The 21739-nt window shown below is 40.3% G+C and carries 12 protein-coding genes; 3 read left to right on the top strand and 9 right to left on the bottom strand.

The window, feature by feature from the left end:
• From metH to OA91_RS01560, 9 genes are all read right to left on the bottom strand, one after another.
• Complete coding sequence (gene metH / locus OA91_RS01520) at positions 1-3738, bottom strand: methionine synthase (protein ID WP_063337741.1); 3738 nt, start codon at positions 3736-3738, stop codon at positions 1-3.
• Positions 3739-3971: 233 nt separating this feature from the next.
• Complete coding sequence (locus OA91_RS01525) at positions 3972-5891, bottom strand: hypothetical protein (RefSeq protein ID WP_063337742.1); 1920 nt, start codon at positions 5889-5891, stop codon at positions 3972-3974.
• A gap of 118 nt (positions 5892-6009) precedes the next feature.
• Positions 6010-8487, bottom strand: coding sequence for a putative bifunctional diguanylate cyclase/phosphodiesterase (locus OA91_RS01530; RefSeq protein ID WP_046019707.1), 2478 nt, complete (start codon positions 8485-8487; stop codon positions 6010-6012).
• Positions 8488-9053: 566 nt separating this feature from the next.
• Positions 9054-11687: an aminopeptidase N gene (gene pepN, locus OA91_RS01535; protein ID WP_063337743.1), complete on the bottom strand. Its 2634-nt coding sequence runs from the start codon at positions 11685-11687 to the stop codon at positions 9054-9056.
• Between the two features lie 25 nt (positions 11688-11712).
• Positions 11713-12540 carry a DUF2797 domain-containing protein gene (locus OA91_RS01540; protein WP_063337744.1) on the bottom strand — a complete coding sequence of 276 codons (828 nt, stop codon included), beginning with the start codon at positions 12538-12540 and terminating at the stop codon, positions 11713-11715.
• Entirely contained in the window at positions 12537-12830 is a 294-nt protein-coding gene (locus OA91_RS01545) for a YeaC family protein (protein ID WP_046019704.1), read from the bottom strand. Before OA91_RS01545 ends, OA91_RS01540 begins: the two co-directional genes overlap by 4 nt.
• A gap of 28 nt (positions 12831-12858) precedes the next feature.
• Entirely contained in the window at positions 12859-13734 is an 876-nt protein-coding gene (locus tag OA91_RS01550; protein ID WP_063337745.1) for a rhomboid family intramembrane serine protease, read from the bottom strand.
• A 49-nt stretch (positions 13735-13783) separates the two neighbouring features.
• Positions 13784-14665 carry an NAD(+) kinase gene (locus OA91_RS01555; protein ID WP_046019702.1) on the bottom strand — a complete coding sequence of 294 codons (882 nt, stop codon included), beginning with the start codon at positions 14663-14665 and terminating at the stop codon, positions 13784-13786.
• Positions 14666-14805: 140 nt separating this feature from the next.
• Entirely contained in the window at positions 14806-15720 is a 915-nt protein-coding gene (locus OA91_RS01560; protein ID WP_063337746.1) for a 1-aminocyclopropane-1-carboxylate deaminase/D-cysteine desulfhydrase, read from the bottom strand.
• 232 nt (positions 15721-15952) lie between these two features.
• Between OA91_RS01560 and ydiJ the strand changes: the two genes are divergently transcribed.
• From ydiJ to OA91_RS01575, 3 genes are all read left to right on the top strand, one after another.
• The gene (gene ydiJ / locus OA91_RS01565; RefSeq protein WP_063337747.1) at positions 15953-19027 is read left to right on the top strand and encodes a D-2-hydroxyglutarate dehydrogenase YdiJ; all 3075 of its coding nucleotides are present in this window, start codon (positions 15953-15955) and stop codon (positions 19025-19027) included.
• A 70-nt stretch (positions 19028-19097) separates the two neighbouring features.
• Positions 19098-19838 carry a spermidine synthase gene (locus OA91_RS01570; RefSeq protein WP_063337748.1) on the top strand — a complete coding sequence of 247 codons (741 nt, stop codon included), beginning with the start codon at positions 19098-19100 and terminating at the stop codon, positions 19836-19838.
• A 271-nt stretch (positions 19839-20109) separates the two neighbouring features.
• The gene (locus OA91_RS01575; protein ID WP_063337749.1) at positions 20110-21723 is read left to right on the top strand and encodes a methyl-accepting chemotaxis protein; all 1614 of its coding nucleotides are present in this window, start codon (positions 20110-20112) and stop codon (positions 21721-21723) included.
• Positions 21724-21739: the final 16 nt, after the last annotated feature.

Consider the following 21739-nt stretch of genomic DNA (forward strand, 5'->3'; position numbering starts at 1 on the left):
TTATACCTTATCGTCTTCAGGGTCATAACCTAAGTTAGGTGCTAACCAGCGTTCTGCATCATCTTTAGACATGCCTTTACGCTCTGCATAGTCCTCAACCTGATCAGGGCCAATCTTACCGACACCAAAGTAACCACATTCTGGGTTCGCAAAATACCAACCACTTACCGCTGCTGTCGGCAACATAGCATAGTTTTCGGTAATGCTAATGCCAGTATTTTCTTCGATGTCCATCAAGGCCCATAACTTATCTTTCTCTGTATGATCAGGACAAGCAGGATAACCAGGCGCTGGACGCATACCTTGGTATTTCTCTTTAATAAGCTCTTCGTTAGTTAAAGATTCATTTGGTACATAGGCCCAAATTTCCTTACGTACTTTTTCATGTAGGTATTCAGCACAAGCTTCGGCTAGACGATCAGCCATCGCTTTAATCATGATGCTGTTATAGTCATCATGATCCGCTTCGTAAGCGGCAACTATCGGATCGATACCAAAGCCAGTCGCACAGGCAAAGGCTCCCATGTAATCCGCCACACCCGTTTCTTTAGGAGCGACAAAGTCTGCTAAACAGTTATTGTATTTACCAGGGGCAGTTAACTCGTTTTGCAAACGCAAGAAAGACAAGGTCTCTTTTACTTCTGTACGGGTTTCATCGGTATAGATTTCAATATCGTCATGATTAACTTGGTTAGCAGGGAAAACACCCACTATTGCTCTCGCATCAAGCAGTTTCTCATCAATAACTTTATCTAACATGACCAAAGCATCGTTATAAAGCTTAGTCGCTTCAACGCCAACCACTTCGTCTGTCAGTATACGAGGGAAAGCACCAGCAAGCTCCCATGTCATAAAGAATGGAGTCCAATCGATGTAGTTTTTAAGCTCTGCCAAATCGATGTCTTTTTCAGTGAAGACGGTAACACCTAATTTCTTAGGTTTAGGAATTGGAAGAGTCCAATCAATTGGCGCTTTATTTTGGCGTGCTTTATCAAGTGAAACTCGACGGCCAGCTTTACTACGCTCTTTATAACGCTTACGAGTTTTCTCGTAATCTAATTTGATTTCATCAATAAACTTCTGACGCTTTTCAGTATCTTGGCTCAATAAACTCGATGCGACACCCACACTACGAGAGGCGTTAGTTACATGCACCACCTGACTACGCTTGTAGTTTTGCTCAATTTTTACCGATGTGTGAGCTTTTGAGGTCGTTGCACCACCAATCAAAACAGGGATATCAAACTCTTGACGTTCCATTTCTTTGGCAACATGCACCATTTCATCAAGAGATGGCGTGATCAACCCGGACAAGCCAATAAGATCTGCATTTTCTTCTCTGGCAGTACGCAAAATTTTCTCAGCAGGCACCATGACACCTAGGTCAATTACTTCATAGTTATTACACTGAAGCACAACACCTACGATGTTTTTACCGATATCGTGTACATCCCCTTTCACTGTCGCCATGACAATTTTGCCATTACTTGAAGAGGCCTGATCTTGGTTCCGGGCTTTTTCTTCTTCAATGTAAGGCATGAGATAAGCTACCGCTTTTTTCATTACTCGAGCAGATTTTACTACCTGAGGTAAGAACATCTTACCTGAACCAAACAAGTCACCAACGATTCCCATACCATCCATTAATGGGCCTTCAATGACTTCTAGAGGGCGAGTATGAGAAAGACGTGCTTCCTCTGTATCTTCATCAATAAATTCAGTAATACCCTTAACCAGAGCATGACTTAGTCTTTCGCTTACTGGCAGAGAGCGCCACTCTTGCACCTGTACTTCGTTGTCGTTAGACCCTGTACCAAGAAACTCTGTCGCTATTTCTAATAAGGCATCAGTCGCATCGTCTGTACGATTCAGAACAGCATCTTCAACTGCATCACGTAATTTAGCTGGAATATCATCATACAAGGCCAATTGCCCTGCATTCACAATACCCATTGTCATACCTTGCTGAATCGCATGGTATAAGAAGACGGCATGGATAGCTTCACGAACAGGGTTATTACCCCTGAATGAGAAAGAAACGTTAGAAACGCCACCAGATATTAGCGCATGGGGTAGTTCACGCTTTATATCGCCCGTTGCTTCAATAAAATCCAAAGCATAACGGTTGTGCTCTTCAATACCTGTTGCTATCGCAAAGATGTTAGGGTCAAAAATAATGTCTTCTGGTGGAAAGCCAACTTCTTCCGTCAGAATTTTATAAGAGCGTCGGCAAATTTCGATTTTACGTTCACGAGTATCAGCCTGGCCAACTTCGTCAAAGGCCATCACTATTACAGCCGCGCCATATTTACGTAATTGACGTGCTTGTTGGATAAATTTCTCTTCGCCTTCTTTGATACTGATAGAGTTAACTACACCCTTACCTTGAATCCATTTAAGGCCCGCTTCAAGAATCTCCCACTTTGAAGAGTCCAACATAATTGGCACTCGAGAGATATCAGGTTCAGAAGCAATTAGTTTCAGGAAACGCACCATAGCCGCTTCCGAATCCAACATACCTTCATCCATGTTGATATCGATAATTTGAGCGCCATTTTCTACTTGCTGGCGTGCAACATCCAATGCGGAGTCAAAATCACCTTCTTTGATAAGACGCTTAAATTTCGCCGATCCTGTGACATTGGTTCGCTCACCTACGTTTACAAACAAGGTGTTCTCATCAATATTAAAAGGTTCTAAGCCTGAAAGACGACACGCTTTTGGAATAACAGGAATGGCTCTTGGTTTCGCATTCGCAACGGCATCAGCAAAAGCTTTTATATGAGCTGGTTCTGTACCACAACAACCACCAATAATGTTAAGGAAGCCAGAGTTAACCCACTCTTGCATCTCTTCTAACATTTCTTCTGGAGTTTCGTCGTATTCACCAAAGGCGTTTGGTAAGCCCGCATTCGGGTGAGCAGATACATTCACATCAGCAACACGTGAAATCTCTTCCACATATTGACGTAGATCTTTAGGTCCAAGTGCGCAGTTAAGACCAACAGAAATAGGATTAGCATGAGCAACAGAGTTCCAAAAAGCTTCTGTTGTTTGGCCAGAAAGCGTACGGCCAGAAGCATCTGTGATGGTACCTGAGATCATAATTGGATAATTCACACCAGTGGTTTCAAAATACTCAAGCACAGCATAGATAGCCGCTTTAGCATTCAAGGTGTCAAAAATTGTTTCTATCAGAATGAGGTCTGATCCACCTTTAATAAGACCATCAACGGCTTCTGTATAAGCAACGACGAGTTCATCAAATTCGATATTTCGATAACCTGGATCATTCACATCAGGCGAAATAGAACAAGTACGGCTTGTTGGGCCTACCGCACCAGCGACAAATCTAGGCTTATTTGGGTTTTGTTTTGTGAATTCATCACAAGCTTCACGCGCTAATCTAGCCGATTCAAAGTTTAATTCATAACTTAGGGCTTCCATCCCATAATCAAGCATGGAAATAGCGTTTGCGTTGAAGGTGTTTGTCTCAACAATATCCGAACCAGCTTCTAAATAGGCTTTATGGATATCCTTAATAATTTTAGGTTGAGTTAGAGATAAGAGGTCATTGTTACCTTGAACATCACTAGGCCAATCAGCAAAACGATCACCACGAAAATCACTCTCAGTGAGCTTATATGCTTGGATCATGGTCCCCATGGCACCATCTAATACCAAGATATTTTGTGCTAAACGCTGTTCGACTAATGAATATGACTTTGATTTAACCACAGAACTTACCTCAAAAAACAAAATGCAAGGCTACTATACCCAAATGCAGGAAACTTGTTAGTGAAAATTAATAATAGCTAAATGAAAAAAATCGGAATAAAAAATAGCTACTAAGAAATGAAAAAAAGCAGAGATTCACATCTCTGCTTTAAATATATAAAAAGTCTTTAAAAACGGTGATTAAGCCATCTCTTTTCAAACAAATCAATCAAGCAAATGCTAAGTGACACCGCCTAAACATTATCGGGTTGAGACTTGTTTAATTTGCCAATTAAGAAACCTCCCATTAAGCCAGCAAAAATAGCGATAATCCAAAAGCCATATTTCTCTAACAAATTATCATTTACCAAACTTAGCACCTGTTGATCACGGTAGATTTCTTTCAAAATTCTATCTTCTTGATATTGAATATCTTGATGAATAAACAAATTTACATGGGCAACTTGGCTTTCACTCACCCCTTTTGCTCGCCAGCGCCATTGCAATTGACCATCCGCCGCTTGTGCTTCAGCAGATACAGAACTGACCAACTCTAATGAGCTATCACCTATTAATTCAGCAATGAAAACCTGCCCAGCAATTGAGTCATTCACATTAGCTGTAAGGATAATTTCAAATGAAGCACCTAACTCAACTTGCTTGGGAATCTGCCAACGCACATTACTCAAATTTGTCGCCAGATGACTTTTAAATCCAGCACTGATCGCTTCAAGCTCAATCAAGTCAGATAATTGTTCTTCAAGGCTTTGGCGAGTTTCTTTAGCGGACTCAAGTGCTAGCAAGCTTTCTTCATATCTCGCCTGTAAGCTAACTAACTCTTCTTTTGCCAAGGTTAATTCATTTGTTAAGCTTTGCTTTTGCTGTGTTAACTCTTCAACGCTTGCTTGCGCTGCTTCAAGGTCTTGTCTTAGTAATGCTTGTTGCTCTCGACTAACAGCTTGAGCTAATTCTAATTGCTCAAATTGATAATTCAGAGCTTTATGATCAGCATTTAAATCTGATAAGGCTTGACCTAATCGTGCAATTTCAATGTTTTTTAAGTCAGATTTATCATCGCTTTGTTCAAGGTTAGCAAGCTTACCCTGATACTCATTTAATAACTTTTGCTGAGCAGAAATTTCGCTCTCTAATACTAAAATTTTGGCATTGAGAGTACCTAGCTCTAATGAGTTATCGGCAACAGGCAGTGCCGTTGTTAACTGACCAGAAGTCAGTTTATCTAAACTCGAGGATTTCTCTCTTAAAGCACTATTATCTGCTTCAAGGCTGGCAATTACTTTATCTTTTACTTGAATTTGATCCCAAAGGGTTTGTTGCTGCGCTCTCGCATCAGAGATAGCACCACCTAAATCTAAGTTCTTTTGCCTCAATTCAGCGTAATTAGACGCAAGAGTTTGATTCGTTTGCTTTAAAGTTTGATGTTCATCATCAAGCTGATTTAAAGCCTTTTTCTGAGCTAGATACTCTTTATCTAATGCTTGGTAATCGGCATCTAACAAGCTGTATTTATGCAATAACGTGTGATGAGTACTATTGAGTAAATCATAATCTCTTTGCAACCCGATAATACTCAAATCTTGCTTAACATCTGCCACACTCTCTTCCGCTGATATTAGATTATCACCCTCAGCAGCTAGCTTATTTTCCATTTCGATATTGTGGGCAATGATTTGCTCTTTATATAAACGGTTTTGAATTTTAAGCGAGTTGATAGCATCATTAAGCTTTTCGTTTTCAAGCTTTAAGTTTATATAGTTAGCTTCTAGCTCACTTAGGGTTTGTTTTTCAGATTCAATTTCAACTAACTTTGCGGTATTCGTATTATTTTGAGCATTTTCTAGACGGGAAATTTTAGCTTCTTGCTGATCCAACTGACGCGTTAAATCCGTAATTTTTGTTTGATTATTACTGATGATTTTTTCAAGTTGATTAATTTCTTGATCTTTAGCTGTCACACTTTGAAGCAATGCTTGATTCTCACCTTGATCAAGCTGCTGAACCTGATTCACAACCTCAGTTTCTAAAACCTCAGCTTTAGCTACTTCAACGACTGTGGGCGACTGATTTTGATCTGTGTTTTGAGTTGCTGTACTACAAGCAGAAAGGATGCTCGCTAACGAGAATACCAAGCAATATTGCTTTTTCAATTTCATTCCTCACTCCATCAACAGCTGTTAAAACAATGACCTAGATAAAATATGAACAAGTAATCATATGCCAAAATCAGACTTAAATGCAAAAATAAGCCTGTTTAGTCAACCATACGTCAAATCAAAGTATCTTAGGATTCGTTTTTTTGGGATTAGTACTCAATGAAACCACGTTAGGGTGATCCAATGTTTCAGCAAGGTTTCCCATTAACAATTGGTAAAAGTCCTGTTGTTTAATTGGTTTAGAGAACAAGTAACCTTGGTACATCATCTTATGCTGTTTCAACCAATCAAGTTGAGCTTGCCACTCAACCCCTTCGGCAACGATATCCAACTCTAAGTGCTGGCCAATTGAGATAATGGCAGTAACTAGAGCCTGATCATTATGGTCAATAATCAGATCCTGAATAAAACTGCGATCTATCTTAATCTTATTCACTGGTAAGCGTTTCAAATAGCTTAATGAACTGTAACCTGTACCAAAATCATCAAGAGAGAAATTTACACCAATTAGTGCCAGTTTTTTCATTTTAGCAACGGATTCTTCAATATCTTGAATCGCAGAAGATTCAGTAATCTCTAATTCAAACAAGTCTGCCGGCATAGAGAAGTCACGTAATGTTGCTTTAAAGGTTTCAATAAAGTTTTTGGAGTGGAGCTCGATCGCGCTAACATTAAGGGAAATTCTAAAGCCCTCAGGTAATACTGAAAGTAAGTCCTTCTCGTTAATAAAGGCGCATAAATCACGCAACAAGCCATCACTTATGTCACAGATAAGCCCAGATGACTCTAAGAAGTCGATAAACTCATTCGGACCAATTAGGCCTTTCTCTGGATGATTCCAGCGAATCAAGGCTTCTGCACCGAGCACTTGGTTAGATCCGACACAAACAATGGGTTGTAAGTAGAATTCAAACTCTTTGTTTTCAATGGCGCTCTTAAGGTCATTTTCTAAGCGCACATAACTAGCAACCTCTTGCGTCATTTCCATCTTAAACATGGATATACGATTGCGACCAGCTGATTTAGCGTTATACATTGCAGTATCACCAAACTTAAACAGCTCTTCGGCGTCCGAATCTTCTTCAGAGAAAATAACAACACCAATACTGGCAGTAATACGGAACTCATTTCCCTTAATATGCAAAGGCTGCCTAATATCACATAAAATAAGCTCGGCTGTGCTGACTATCTTGTTAATCGCCGTTTCTTTATCTTCATCAACACCACTTAAAATAATACAGAACTCATCACCACCAATACGCGCCAAAGTGTTGCTGCTATTTATCTTTGAAGCCAGCCTATCGGATAAAGCCAATATAATTGAGTCGCCAACTGAGTGACCTTTGGAATCGTTTATCAGTCTGAATTCGTCTAAATCTATATATAAAAGCGCACCAAACTGTTTATGACTGGCTGTATAGGTGATGGCCATACCTAAACGGTCTAAGAAGAGTTCACGGTTAGGTAATCCTGTGAGTTGATCCTGATAAGCAACTTGTATCAGCTGTTTCTCACGGGTAATTTTTTCCGTCATGTCACTTGCGACTAACAAGAGACTAGCATGGCCTTCATACACTATGGCGGTATAACTAATTTGCAAAACACGCTTACGAGCCATGCCATCTGTAAGCTCACGTTCAACCTCATAGGACTCTTCAAGATTATGAATAACTTGAATGAGTTCGTGAGCAAATCTGTCTGCTTCTTGAGAGTTTACGCCGCGATGCAAATCTAAAAAGTTAGCCCCTAATATTTGCTCTGTTTTAACACCATAAAATAAGTTTGCAGAATTGTTCGCAAACAACACGGTTAAATCACGATCTAACGCCATTACCATATTAGGGTTAACATCGATTAAGGCTTTTAATTGGTCGCGGTTTTCCCTTAATGCGCTTTGGTTTATTTCTAATTGATTCAATAAGGAGTTGGTTGTATCAACAATGTCGGATATTTCACCACTATCGTGATGGCGCATATGCTCAAGTCGATATCCCGCTGGCTGTTTGGGATCTATTTTCATTAATTGATCCCTTAGCTTCATAAGAGGAATTGCTAAGATATTTTGGAAAACAACGGCCAACAGGAGGCCAAGCAATAAGTTTCTTAATACACCTGATACAAGCACATACCAAGCACGCTGAAAAAACGGTGCCATAGCAGCATCGCCATTAACCTCAAGAATCAACTCCCCTTCACTCACTTGCGAGTCATTAATCAAATCGAAAAGGTGTGTTTCCGTGGAGTAACCAAATAAGTTTGATAGCCAATAAGTATTAGACTGCACAGGTTGGCGGACAAAAGAGGCCAAAATATTTTTACGATCGTCGACTAATTTAACCTGATTTAAAAAGTCGAAGTGAGACAAGCCATTTACCAATTCTGAAGCAAGACCAGGATCAAGCTGATGCACAGCACGCTGAGCAGCAGGCGCTGTAATTGAGAAGATCTCTTCTACCTTGTCATCTATCAACTTAGCTTGATTATCAAAATCACTATAAAGCTGAAGCAAGCTAACTAATAAGCCAAGAATAAAGGCAATGGATACCGTTGACCGAGTCAACTTAAAGGATAAACCAGTTAAAAATTTATTATTCATAAAATAAAAAACAAGCACTTATCATGAGAATATGTTGCAACTATTTAGATAAGATTATAGTTACTTGTTTAATTACCTCCAGCTAAACAAAAAACAGCAAATGACTTAGGAAGCTGCAAACGAGTCACTTGTTCTTAGTCTTATCAGAAAAAAGTCAATCAAGGCGTTACTTTAAAGTAATTCAGGTACCTTTCTAGAAGGGACAACGCAGATTAACATTTTTTCTGTAAGACCCTTAGGGTGTGACCTAAAAGCCCTACCTTTATGTTGAAGCTCTTATCAATTTGATAACGATTAAGTTGTGCACTTCGCCATAAACCTAAATGCCTTTATCCTCTCGCTGAGGCGGGAAGACTTATTCGCAGTTTCCTTATAAACCCATTCAGTTCAACTTTCAGCATGTCAGACTCGGAATTTAAATCAAGGGTAAAAGCATCATATTGCAAAAATATGAAGTCATCTCTATAAAAAGCAAAAAACCTAAGAGCGTTAACTCTTAGGTTTTTACAGTAATCTAAAATGTCACTTCGTTAAAGCTATTTAATAACCTAAGCAAAACAATTAGTTCAGGCTAATGATTTAGAAATAACTTCATAAACATCTTTAGAAAGTTTTTGTGCTTGCACCCTTTCTAATTCTGTTTTCATTAGGCTTGATAAACCTTCTTCCATTTTACGCCAGCGAGTAAGCGGCGTGCAAAGTCGTGAAGCAAGCTGCGGATTACGCTTATCAAGTTCAATGATTAAATTTGCCAAAAAGGCATAACCGCTACCATCTTCATTATGGAAACAAGGCACATTTTGCGTTAAACCACCTAATAAAGCTCTCACCTTATTTGGGTTTTTAAGGTCAAATGCATCATGTTCCATTAATACTTTAATTCGATCTAGACTATCTTCACCTTCTTGAGAGGCGCTCAACATAAGCCATTTATTTACGACTAATGACTCATTTGACCACTTGTCATAGAATCCTGCCAATAAACTTTGAGCATCTGGATGCTCACTATTCACAGAGATAGAAAGTGCTGAGAACTCATCTGTCATATTGTCTGAGGTTAAGCATTGTTCAGCAATAACAGGCACAACCTTAGCATCCTGACTATCAGCCCAATAACTCAAGACTACATTCTTAAGCTGTCGCTTCGCCATTTGCTCTGAATTAGGCAAATATGCTTCAGCAATTTTATTACGCTCATAACAAGCCATCAGTTCAGCAGTTAATTCGGTTGCTATCATTTGCTTCAAGAACTTACGCGCTTTAGCAATAGCTTTCGGGTCAATGCTCTCGGCAAGCTCGGCTAAATAAGAGGCACTTGGCAGTGTCAAAATCAAAGCAACCATAGCAGGATCTAAGCTTTCATCTTTTAAAATGCTAGCAAATCCTTCAATCAAGTTTGATTCAATCGCCAGTTCTTCACCGGCCTTTGCCTGCTCAATCAAAGTAGATAGCTCATTTACCGCCAGTTGCTGAGCTGCACTCCAACGATTAAACCCATCAGTATCGCTAGACAACAGCAACAATAAGTCTTGCGCATCTAAATCTTGCTTCAACTTAACCGGCGCTGAGAACCCTCTTAACAATGAAGGAACCGCAGCTTGAGAAACACCCTTAAACTCAAAGCTCTGTTTCAATTGGTTTAGATGCAGAACGTGCTCTTTCGCCGCCACACCTTGATACTGAGTCGTTAACTCTTGTCCATCCTTACCGACAAGGCCCATTCTGATTGGCATGTGCAATGGTAGTTTGGTCGGTTGACTAGGTGTAGCTGGTGTCATTTGCTCAACATTCAGAGCCAGGCTTGATTCAGCTTGGTTATACTCTGAAGTGACAGTCAACACAGGTGTGCCTGCTTGAGAGTACCAACGGCTAAACTGTTTAAGGTCTACACCACTAGCATCTTCCATCGCTTTAACAAAGTCATCACAGGTAACCGCTTGGCCATCATGACGTTCAAAATAGAGATCTGAACCCTTACGGAATGATTCTTCACCTAACAAGGTATGGATCATGCGAACTATTTCAGCGCCTTTCTCATAAATTGTCAGAGTATAAAAGTTTGATATCTCGATAAATGACGCTGGACGCACTGGGTGCGCCATAGGCCCAGCATCTTCAGCAAACTGAGCAGTACGTAAAAAAGAAACGTCTTCAACACGTTTTACCGTCGGAGAGTTCATGTCAGCTGAGAACATTTGATCGCGGAATACAGTAAAGCCTTCTTTCAGACTTAACTGGAACCAATCACGACAAGTGACGCGGTTACCAGACCAGTTGTGGAAGTACTCATGAGCAACAACAGCTTCTACACGTAAAAAGCCATCATCTGTCGTCGTTTCAGGGGTAGCTAATAAACAAGATGAGTTAAATATGTTTAACCCTTTGTTTTCCATTGCTCCCATATTGAAGTCATCAACGGCGACAACCATAAAGATATCAAGGTCATATTCACGGCCATAAACCTCTTCGTCCCACTTCATAGAACGTTTTAGCGAGTCCATCGCATAATCGACTTTATCGATATTATGGCTTTCTGTGAAAATCTCTAACGCAACCTCTTTACCTGACATAGTGGTAAAAGTGTCTTGGATTTTTTCTAGATTACCAGCAACAAGTGCAAACAAATAAGCAGGTTTTGGGAAAGGGTCATGCCAAACAACGAAGCGTTTACCTTCTTCTGTCTCGCCCTCTTCAATCTGATTACCATTAGCAAGCATGGTTGGATATTTTTCCGCATCAGCTTCAATTCGAGTCGTAAACACAGACATCACATCTGGACGATCTAGGTAATAGGTAATATGCCTAAAACCTTCCGCTTCACACTGGGTACAAAACATAGAAGAAGAACGATACAAGCCCTCAAGGCGAGTATTGTTTTGCGGCTCAATTAAGGTTTCACAAGTTAAAACAAATTTATCCGGTGTCGCCGTAATAATTAGCTGTTTGTTATGCAAACGATATTCAGCTTCTGGTAACTGATAATCGTCAATTGCAATAGCAACCAACTTCACATCTTCACCACCATCTAAAACCAAAGGCGCATTGCCTTCTTTAGAGGCAGGATTACGACGCATGTGTAAATGAGACGTTACTATGGTGACAGAATCATCAAGGTCAAAGATAAGCTCTGTTTTATCAATTAAAAACGGGGGAACTTTATAGTCTTTTAAGTGAATCGCCGCAGGCTGAGCTTCTTTCATAATTATTATTTCCTATGCGCTGATGCTAATGGCTAAACGTAACCTGATAGCCAGTATATTTACGTATATTAATTACCCCTGTATCCAGTAACCAATATTGACCTTTTATGCCTAACAATGTGCCTTCTACCAAAGGGGTTTTCTCAGCATTAATGCTCACCACTTTTGTTGGAAAGCTCAAAACTGGGTATTCAAATTTATGGGTAAAATTTTCTTCTGATAAGTCAGTAATTGACTGTATGCCAAATTCATACTGTAGGCTATCTAAACCCTCACCTAGCAAGGAAATTAATCTCTCTTGCTCAAACTCTAAATCAAGGTCGTCGGCATTTCCTTTAAGCATGTTACGCCAATTAGTTTTATCAGCGACTTCTTGCTTAAAAAGCGTTTCAACGAGTCCTGACAAACGGCGGTTTTGCACACTAAAAATGGCGCGCCCTTGGGTCGCACCTTGATCAATCCAACGGGTTGGCAATTGATCGCCACGGGTAATACCGACTTTTAAGCCAGAGGAGTTAGCCAAATAAACATAATGGCTCTGCATACAGTACTTTTCCGCCCATTCGGGTTCACGGCAAGTACCAAGATGATGGTGACATTTTTCTGGACTCATAATACAGGTATCACAAGCCGCTAATTTTTTAAAACATGGGTAACAAAAGCCCTGACTAAATGACTTTTTAGTCGGCCTTGAGCAATTAATACAGGCAATACTGCCATCAAAATTCAAGCTAACTTTTTGTCCCAGCAAATCATTCATATTGATGCTGGTATCAGCTAGGTTCAACTGATAGCTGACTTTACCATCGTTTGAAACCTGACTCGTCATTTTTCTAATACTGCCTGAAATCATGACTTCTTAGACTCTTTGTCTGCAAATGGCTGATCGACCCATTTCACTGTTTCATGCTCTAAGGTATCCGTTTTTGAAGAACACCCTAGGTGCGCATTACGATCAATAAAACCAACGCGCTCATCTTCACCTTTATTAGTGTAGTCATAGGTAATGACAGCTTGTAAACAAAGTTCTTTCTGTTCATCGGTTAAACGCACACCATTAGGCCACTTGCCCAGTTCCACCGCAAGCTTGATGCTTTCGTAAACTTCTGGCGACATATTGTCGATCATTTCTTTAAAATTCATAATTTTCTCTTTGTTACAACTCAGCGAATTAGCGTCTCTTCTGACGACTCGCATAAAGGTGATATAAATAAGCACAAACAAGGCCGCAAACTAAGCCGCTTAAATGGGCTGTATTTGCTATTTTGCCAACACCTATCTGCTCAAAAAAGTTGGTATAGCCCAATGCCAACCAAAGCAATAAAAAGACCATAATAGGCTTAGATATCAAATCAGGGCAATTGGGAATCAGTTTTGGCGCTAACCAAGCAAAACCAATAATGGCATACACCACACCAGACATCCCCCCGAATAAAGGAGACTCCGACGCTAGGTATTGCAAATAGTTACTCGCCAATGCCGTAATCAAAACCAATAACAGGTAAAAAACCGAGCCAATTACCTTTTCAATCTTTCGGCCAATATCCCATACCCACAGCAAGTTAAAAGCTATGTGTATCATGGAGAAATGGATAAAGATGGGAGTAATAAGTCGCCAGTATTGATGGTTTTCAAACAAATAGGAAAGATGTGTCGTCGTTAAATAGTTACCACTAACCTGAATAGGTAAAAAACTAAACCAAGACAGTGATGAGTATTGACTGCCTAACCCTGTTAAAAATGCGACTAAAACACTGATTAAAACCAGCCCTACATTCACTGGGTAAAGACTAATTAGCTTAATTGCTTGAGCCTGATTGAAACCAGAGGTTTTTTTAGATGCAGGTGGAATTTGCGCGAGTTTATCGGGCTCGCCTAGGTACATATTAAGAATTTGCTGCACCATAAGCACATGACGTTCATCAAGTAGCCAGAGCTGATTGACCCCGTCTTTATGTATTATCCTATGAGGAATACTCTGCTGCCATAAGGTTTTGCTCAAAGCAGCAGGATCTTGATCTAAAGTAAACTGATAAACAAAAATCATGTTAGAAAAGGTTGCGTACCTAATATATAAACGCTTAATCCATGCTTAATTAAGAAGTATATCCCGTTTGCCAGCCTAACTTACTTCGGCAAACATCATAGAAGTCGTGGTTTTTAGGGTGTATCAGCCTAATACCACCTTCTTTACGAGCTATGTGAATCTCATCACCTGGTGCGGCAGTTATATGCAATTGACCATCACAGCTCACACTTGGATAAGTTAAGTTAGAATCACATACAACAATTCTGATCTTAGCATTGGCATCTATCACAATTGGTCGATTACTTAATGTATGTGGGTGCATAGGCACTAATACAATCGCATCCAATTTTGGCAGCATGATAGGACCACCTGCCGATAAAGCATAAGCCGTTGAGCCAGTTGGTGTCGCTACAATAAGACCATCAGACTTTTGGTTCATGACAAATTGATCGTCAATGAACATATCAAAACGAATCATTCGCGCCGACTTACCCGGGTGCAGAACAATATCGTTCAGAGCATTACCTTCACCGCTAGGCTTATTGTTGCGGGTAATTTTAGCATCAATCATGAAGCGTCTTTCTTCAAAGTACTCGCCTGCAAAAATAGGATCGAGCTCTTCTTTTAAAGCCGTTGGAGAAATATCTGTTAAAAAGCCTAAAGTACCTCGGTTAATACCCAGTACAGGAATGTCATAATTACAAATAGCGCGGGCAGCACCTAAAAAACTACCATCGCCACCGACTACCATCGCCAGGTCACAGTTATCACCTAACTCTTTAATTGGCGCAATATCTACCTTCACACCCGGTAGCATTGCACTTAAATTTTCTTCAAGAACTGGCTGTATGCCTTTCTTGATTAAGTAATCCAGTAGTTTTTTTACCGTTTCTAATACTTTGGGGTTATCCAGTCTGGCAATAATGCCTACCCTTGCAAACTGACTCATGTACGTCACTCTTTGATAATCAATACTAAAAACAAAAGGATAAAATCATTGCTGTTTTTCAACAGATGACAATGAATTTGCTGCGAACTTTACCACGTCATAGAAAAGAACACTAAAAGCTTAGCTATTTTTGTCAGATATTATTGATATCCACTCCATCCTTGCAAGCCACCTGTATGAATAAGCAGCAAGTTTCTATTATCTAGATGCCCTTTGATTATTTCTTGTTCAAGACCATACACAACTTTTGCCGTATAAACCGGATCCAACTTTAACTCTGGATTGAGTAAATGTAGCTTCTCAATGTAGTCTTTTAACTCTTGAGGCAGTTTAGCGTAACCACCATGATGATAATCACCTATGATTTTTAATCGTTCAATATCTGTCTGAGGATTTTGGGTTAAAGCAAAGCGCTGAATATCATCCAATAGACCTTCTCCACCCTTAAGAGCAGGAAACACCAATACGTCAGGCGAATTGTTTTCGTTTTTTGTTTCGTAGGCTAAAAAACCTGCACTTGTTGCTCCCGTGCCAGCACTGACAACCCAAGTATCAAACTCTCCTAATGCTTGAGCTTGAGCATGGATTTCCTGAGCCCAGTCACAGCACCCTTTCACACCTAGGGAATTAGAACCACCTTCTGGCACCCAATACGCTTCTGGATAGTATGCTTTAAGATCTGCGACTAACTCAGACTCCATTCCGGCACGATAATCAATGCGCTTACTCGGCCATAAAATACCGCCAGCCTTCACAAAGTCTCTCAATGTTGGTGTCAGCTGAGGGTGTAACTCCCCCCTCACAATCGCAATGGGCGTAATCGCGTAGGATAACGCAATATTACCCAAGGCATGCAGATGGTTCGAGTAAGGCCCGCCAAAGCTAATGAGTTGTTTCGCTCCCTGCGCTTTTGCCGCTTCTAGATTAAACTTTAACTTATGCCACTTATTTCCTGGGGCTTGCTTGTGCTCTAGATCACCACGATAGATAGCAATACGAATATTTTTCGATTTTAAAAGCGGGTTATCTAGGGTAAGAGTTAAGGGATGTATCATGCATGTTCCATGTTACTTATCATTGGAAAAATTTGAGGCAAAAAAAAGCCCCGTTTCAAACGAGGCGAATACTAACATACTAAGGAATCTATAAATCTGAGCAAGCTCAAACATTAAAATATCTGACATGCATAAAAATGATAAGTTCAATATTTTTTTTCATTTTAGATATTCCCCAAAACGACCCTTTATTTGTTAAAATCTCCTCGCCATTCCATTAGAGACAAAAAACATGATCCCTAAGCTGTCAGATATCACCCCAACTCAATCCCTCTATTTAAGCTTTATCGAGCGTTTAAAAGCCGATGGCTTTAGTGGTGATACTAACCCTGACTATGCCAACCGAGTTGTACTCGCCACGGACAACTCTATTTATCAAGTCCTGCCACAAGGGGTTATTTATCCCAAGTCTGTGGCTGATATTCAATTATTGACTCGCCTTGCCCACCTTGAAGAATTTCAATCCATTGTACTGAGCCCGAGAGGCGGTGGTACGGGCACTAATGGTCAGTCATTAACCGATGGTTTGATTGTGGATTTATCTAAGCACATGAATCAGGTGCTTGAAATTAACGCCGAAGAAGGCTGGGCCAGAGTCCAAACCGGTGTCGTAAAAGATCAGTTAAATGCGGCGGTAAAAGAACACGGGCTTTTCTTTGCACCAGAACTCTCCACCAGTAACCGTGCCACAGTGGGCGGTATGATAAATACCGATGCCAGTGGTCAAGGCTCTGTCATGTACGGTAAAACCCGTGATCACGTACTTTCTCTTGATACCGTATTACTTGATGGTACGCTAATCAGCTCTGGTCCTATTTCTGATGAAAAGCTGGCTAAAGAGAAACAGCGTGAAGATTACGCGGGCCATATACATCGAGTGGTTGATGATGCCTTTAACCACAACCAAGCTAAAATCGATGAGATTTTCCCTGAATTAAACCGTTGCCTTACAGGTTATGATTTAGCCCACATACGTGATGAAAATAAAGCCTTCAACCTAAACTCGGTACTTTGTGGTTCTGAAGGCACCTTAGGTTTTATTGTAGAAGCCAAAGTTAACCTACTTAAAATCCCAACCTTCGCCACCTTAGTCAACATTCGTTATGACAGTTTTGAGGGTTCGTTACGCCACGCCAAAGAGCTATTAAATGCAGCGCCCACTTCAATTGAAACCGTGGACTCTCGCGTACTTGGCCTTGCCAAAGACGACATCATTTGGCACTCAGTCGCTGATTTCTTCCCAGAAAATGAAGGAGAAGACATTCAGGGTGTGAACTTAGTTGAGTACACAGGTAACGACCAAACTGAAGTAGACAATCGAATTAAAGTCCTGACGGATCTATTAGATACCGCGCTCGGTGAGCCGAATAGCAAGATACTGGGTTACACCTTGGCCCAAGGCCATGAGAATGTGAAAAAGATCTGGGCCATGCGCAAAAAGTCAGTTGGCCTTTTAGGTAATGCCAAAGGCGAAGGTCGCCCGATTCCCTTTGTTGAAGATACGGCAGTACCGCCCGAAAACTTAGCTGACTTCATTATGGAGTTTCGTGCCGTACTCGACGCCCATGATTTAAGCTATGGCATGTTTGGCCATGTGGATGCCGGGGTTTTACATGTACGTCCTGCTATCGATATGAAGGATGAAAAGAACGAAGGCCTGATTCGTGACATCACAGATAAAGTGGTTGCCCTCACCCAAAAATATGACGGCCTTTTATGGGGTGAACACGGTAAAGGGGTGCGCTCTGAATACGCGACCGAATTCTTTGGTGAGCTTTACCCTGTGATTCAGCAAGTAAAAGGCGCGTTTGATCCACATAATCAGTTAAACCCAGGCAAAATCGCCACCCCATTTGAACTGGGTGTCGAACTTCTTAAAATTGATGAAGTGCCGATGAGGGGCCAGTTTGATCGTCAGATCCCACTGGTAAACCGTGATCAATTTCAAGCCGGCATGTACTGTAATGGTAATGGCGCTTGTTATAATTTTGACCCTAACGATGCCATGTGCCCTTCTTACAAAGGCACCCGTGAACGTATTCATTCGCCAAAAGGCCGTGCGTCTTTAATGCGTGAATGGCTAAGGGGCATGAGTGAACAAGGAGTCGACACTCAAGCTGTCAGTGACAAGATAAAAGAAACTAATTTTATATCTAGTTTCTTCCCACGCCTGAACAACACTTTGAAAAAGCGTCGCGGTGACTATGACTTCTCCAACGAAGTGCATGAGTCCATGATGGGTTGTCTTGCCTGTAAATCTTGCGTAGGCCAATGCCCAATTAAAGTTGACGTGCCTGAGTTTAGAGCCAAGTTCCTAGAGATCTATTACTCTCGCTATCTACGTCCTGTAAAAGACTATGTGGTGGGTTCGATGGAATACATCATGCCGACCTTAGCCAAATACCCTAATCCTTATAATTGGATGATGGAGCAAGCTTGGATCAACCGCTTGAGCGCTAACTATTTAGGCATTACAGATAGTCCTACGCTTTCTAAACTTAACATCAAGAAAGAAATGAATAAGCGTGGCATTCGCTTTGCGACACCTATGGCTCTTGATTCTATTAACCCATATGAAAGGCATAAAGCCGTCATCATAGTGCAAGATGCTTTTACCAGTTATTTTGAGACCCAATTGGTATTAGACACCATGGAACTACTGACACGTTTAGGCTTCCAAGCATTCTTAGCACCTTATAAACCTAACGGTAAGCCTCTTCATGTACACGGTTTCTTCAAGGCGTTTGAAAAAGCGGCGAATAAAAATCTAGACATGTTAGAAGAGCTAGCGGCTTATAAGATTCCATTTGTGGGTGTTGACCCTTCTATGACGTTAAGCTTCCGCTCAGAATATCCAAAAGTCATTGGCGATAAACGCGAGATTCCAACCGTGAACTTGCTACAAGAATGGTTAGTAGGTAAAAAAGATCACCTATCAACCCAACCTTTTGCCTTAGAAGATGAAGTTTATCATTTATTGGCTCACTGTACGGAAAAGACCAATGCCGCAGCGTCTATCCAAGACTGGGTTAAAGTCTTCTCTTTGGTAGGCCTTAGCTTAAAAGTTGAAAATGTAGGTTGTTGTGGCATGGCAGGAACCTATGGCCATGAAACAGCGAACCTTCAAACCTCAAAAGATATTTATGAGCTGTCTTGGAAAGACAAGATAAATGATGAAACCTTGCAAGATCGCATTGTCGCAACAGGTTACTCTTGTCGTAGCCAGGTGAAGCGTTTTGATCAAAAAGAGGTACTTCATCCATTACAAGCCCTACTTAAACATTTAAAAGAAGCTGCTCAGGTTTAACGTTTAATTTTTAACTCATACATCAAACACCCGCCTATCTGCGGGTGTTTGTTTTAAGAAGCAAATTCCCATGCATAATTCTCACGTTATATATCAGTCTCAAGATGAGTTTGGTCAAATTACAGTCCATGAAGATGGCCAATATCGTTTGCTGTCTTTTGCAAAAGGCGATGAACAAAGCCGTATAAGCCTTTCTAAACCTAATGTTTTACAGCATGAATATACTCAAGCCATGATGCTAAGTTTATTATTCTGCAAGCCTAAACGCGCCACCGTACTTGGTTTAGGCGGAGGCTGCCTTATAAGAGCGCTCTTAGATACAGTACCTGGTATCAAGTTAACGGCTGTCGAGCTTCGTCCAGAGGTCATTAGAATCGCCGAAAAGTACTTTCATCTCCCTCGCTCAAAAAGGCTACAAATACTCGAACAAGACGCTAAAACCTATATTACTCAAAAGCCAGACAAGAAAGTGGATCTACTCTTTACCGACCTCTACCTAGAGGAGGGTATGGATAAGGCAGTATTAGCTGAGAACTTTATCGAGGATTGTGACAAACACTTAAAGAATGAAGGTTGGTTAATTATAAATTGCTGGGAAGAAGATCACAATTACACCAACTTAATCGAAGTATTACGTAATTATTTTATTGATATTAGAAGCATTAATACCAGTAGTGGTAATTGGGTTATCTTGGCAGGTAAACGGATAAACTATCAAACAGCCAAAGCCCTTAAGCAAGATGCACAAAAGCTATCTTCTGACCTGGACTTTCAATTAGGCAAATGGTTAAACCGATTAGCGGAAGTTTAAAGGCTAATTTTTGCCCTTAACCTTTAATCACCATGGCCTTATTCTCATTCTGAGGATAAGGCCTTCATACTTTCTTCTCATTACAAGTAAAACAGTTACACCAAGCTACATATCATTACATCTGCTTAACTGTTTTTACACGAATTTTCCATAGACTTATATCATGTAAAGTAGCATTAAGTAAGATTTTATATTGTGAAAAATAAGGATATATCACCATGGACTATCTCAGACTTAGTTACATATCTTTTTATCCTTATGAGAAACTCACATGTCATTATCAAAAAAGCTTCTTAGTATCATTTCGATTGCTATTGCAGCAGCATTAATAGTTGCCCTTGTTGCCATTGCCAATATCAATCGTGGCTTTGAGAGTTACGATCAAATATTCACCACAGAACTAAGTGCTGAAAGAACTGCTCTCACCCTAAATATTGAATTCAAACGACAAGTCCAAGAATGGAAGAACGTTTTAATTCGAGGTAAAGACCCTAAGCAGTTAAAGAAATATTGGGGTAAGTTCAAAAACCAAGAAAAGAAAGTACAAGATATTTCAACTCAGCTAATTGCCTATCTTGATAACTACCCTGAACAACTGACGGTAGCCAAAGAGTTTAAAAGTAATCACCTACAAATGGGTGAAAAGTATCAACAAGGCTATAACGCCTTTGTCGCCGCAAATTTTGACATCAAAACGGGTGATAAAGCGGTTTCAGGCATAGACAGAAAACCCTCTGCGCAAGTTGAGTCTCTTTCTGATACGTTAGCTGAAATTAGTAAATCTAAGCGTGATTCTGTTTCAACTGATGTAACAAATAACATCATTTGGTCAATCGCTACATTAATCATCATCTTAATCGTGATTACCTTGTCGGCATCAAGCTTAATCAATAGGTTGATTATTAACCCACTATTATCACTTATCAATAATGTATCAGAGTTAGCACAGGGTAAGATAATTGCAGATTTAAACCTTGAGAGAAATGATGAATTAGGCGATTTAAGTAAGGCTACTCAAAATTTAAAAAGCTTCTTATCAACTCTTTCAGACAAGCTACAGTCTTCAACTATCTCTCTAACTAACAGCTCTCAGAACTTGCATAATGTTGCTGAAAACCTGACAGTGAATTCTGACACTCAAACCCAACAAAGCCATGAAGCTCAGACAGCTATTTCTGACATGAACACACAAGCAGATGACTCTGTCAGACAGGTTGAACAAACAGCTCAAGCCAGTGATCATAGCCAAAAGATTGCGATTGAAAGTAAAGATGCAATGCATTTAACACTTAACGGCATTGATAAGCTTGTAGGAGATATTGACTCAGCTTCCTCTGCAATAGAATCGCTTGCTAGCCAAACTGAACAAGTAAATTCTGTATTAGAGGTCATTCAAGGTATTGCAGAACAAACCAACCTTCTTGCTTTGAACGCAGCAATAGAAGCAGCACGAGCGGGAGAACAAGGCCGAGGTTTTGCTGTTGTAGCAGACGAAGTACGAAACTTAGCACAGAAAACCCATGTCTCCACAGAAGAGATCCAGAAAGTATTGTTAAATGTTACTACCGGAACAAATGAAGCCGTAAAAGCAATCCAAGGTGGTAAAGATCAAAGTAACCACATTCAAGAGACGGTCAATAAAGCCAGTGAAAAACTTACTATTGCCGTTGACTCAATTGCTGAAATTAACCAATTAAATAATTTGGTTAAATCTGCAATGGAAACTCAACAGACCTCTTCACAACAAGTTGAACAACTAATAGGTGAGATAAACCATAAAATTACCGACAATGCAGAACAGGTCACACAAGCTACTCAGGCAAGTAACCAGATTATGCATGTGGTGGATGACTTCAATGATTTATCAGGTTGGTTTAAACGCTAAATCTATTTAGCACTAA

Source organism: Marinomonas sp. SBI8L (genome assembly GCF_001624705.1).
Classification (GTDB): Bacteria; Pseudomonadota; Gammaproteobacteria; order Pseudomonadales; family Marinomonadaceae; genus Marinomonas.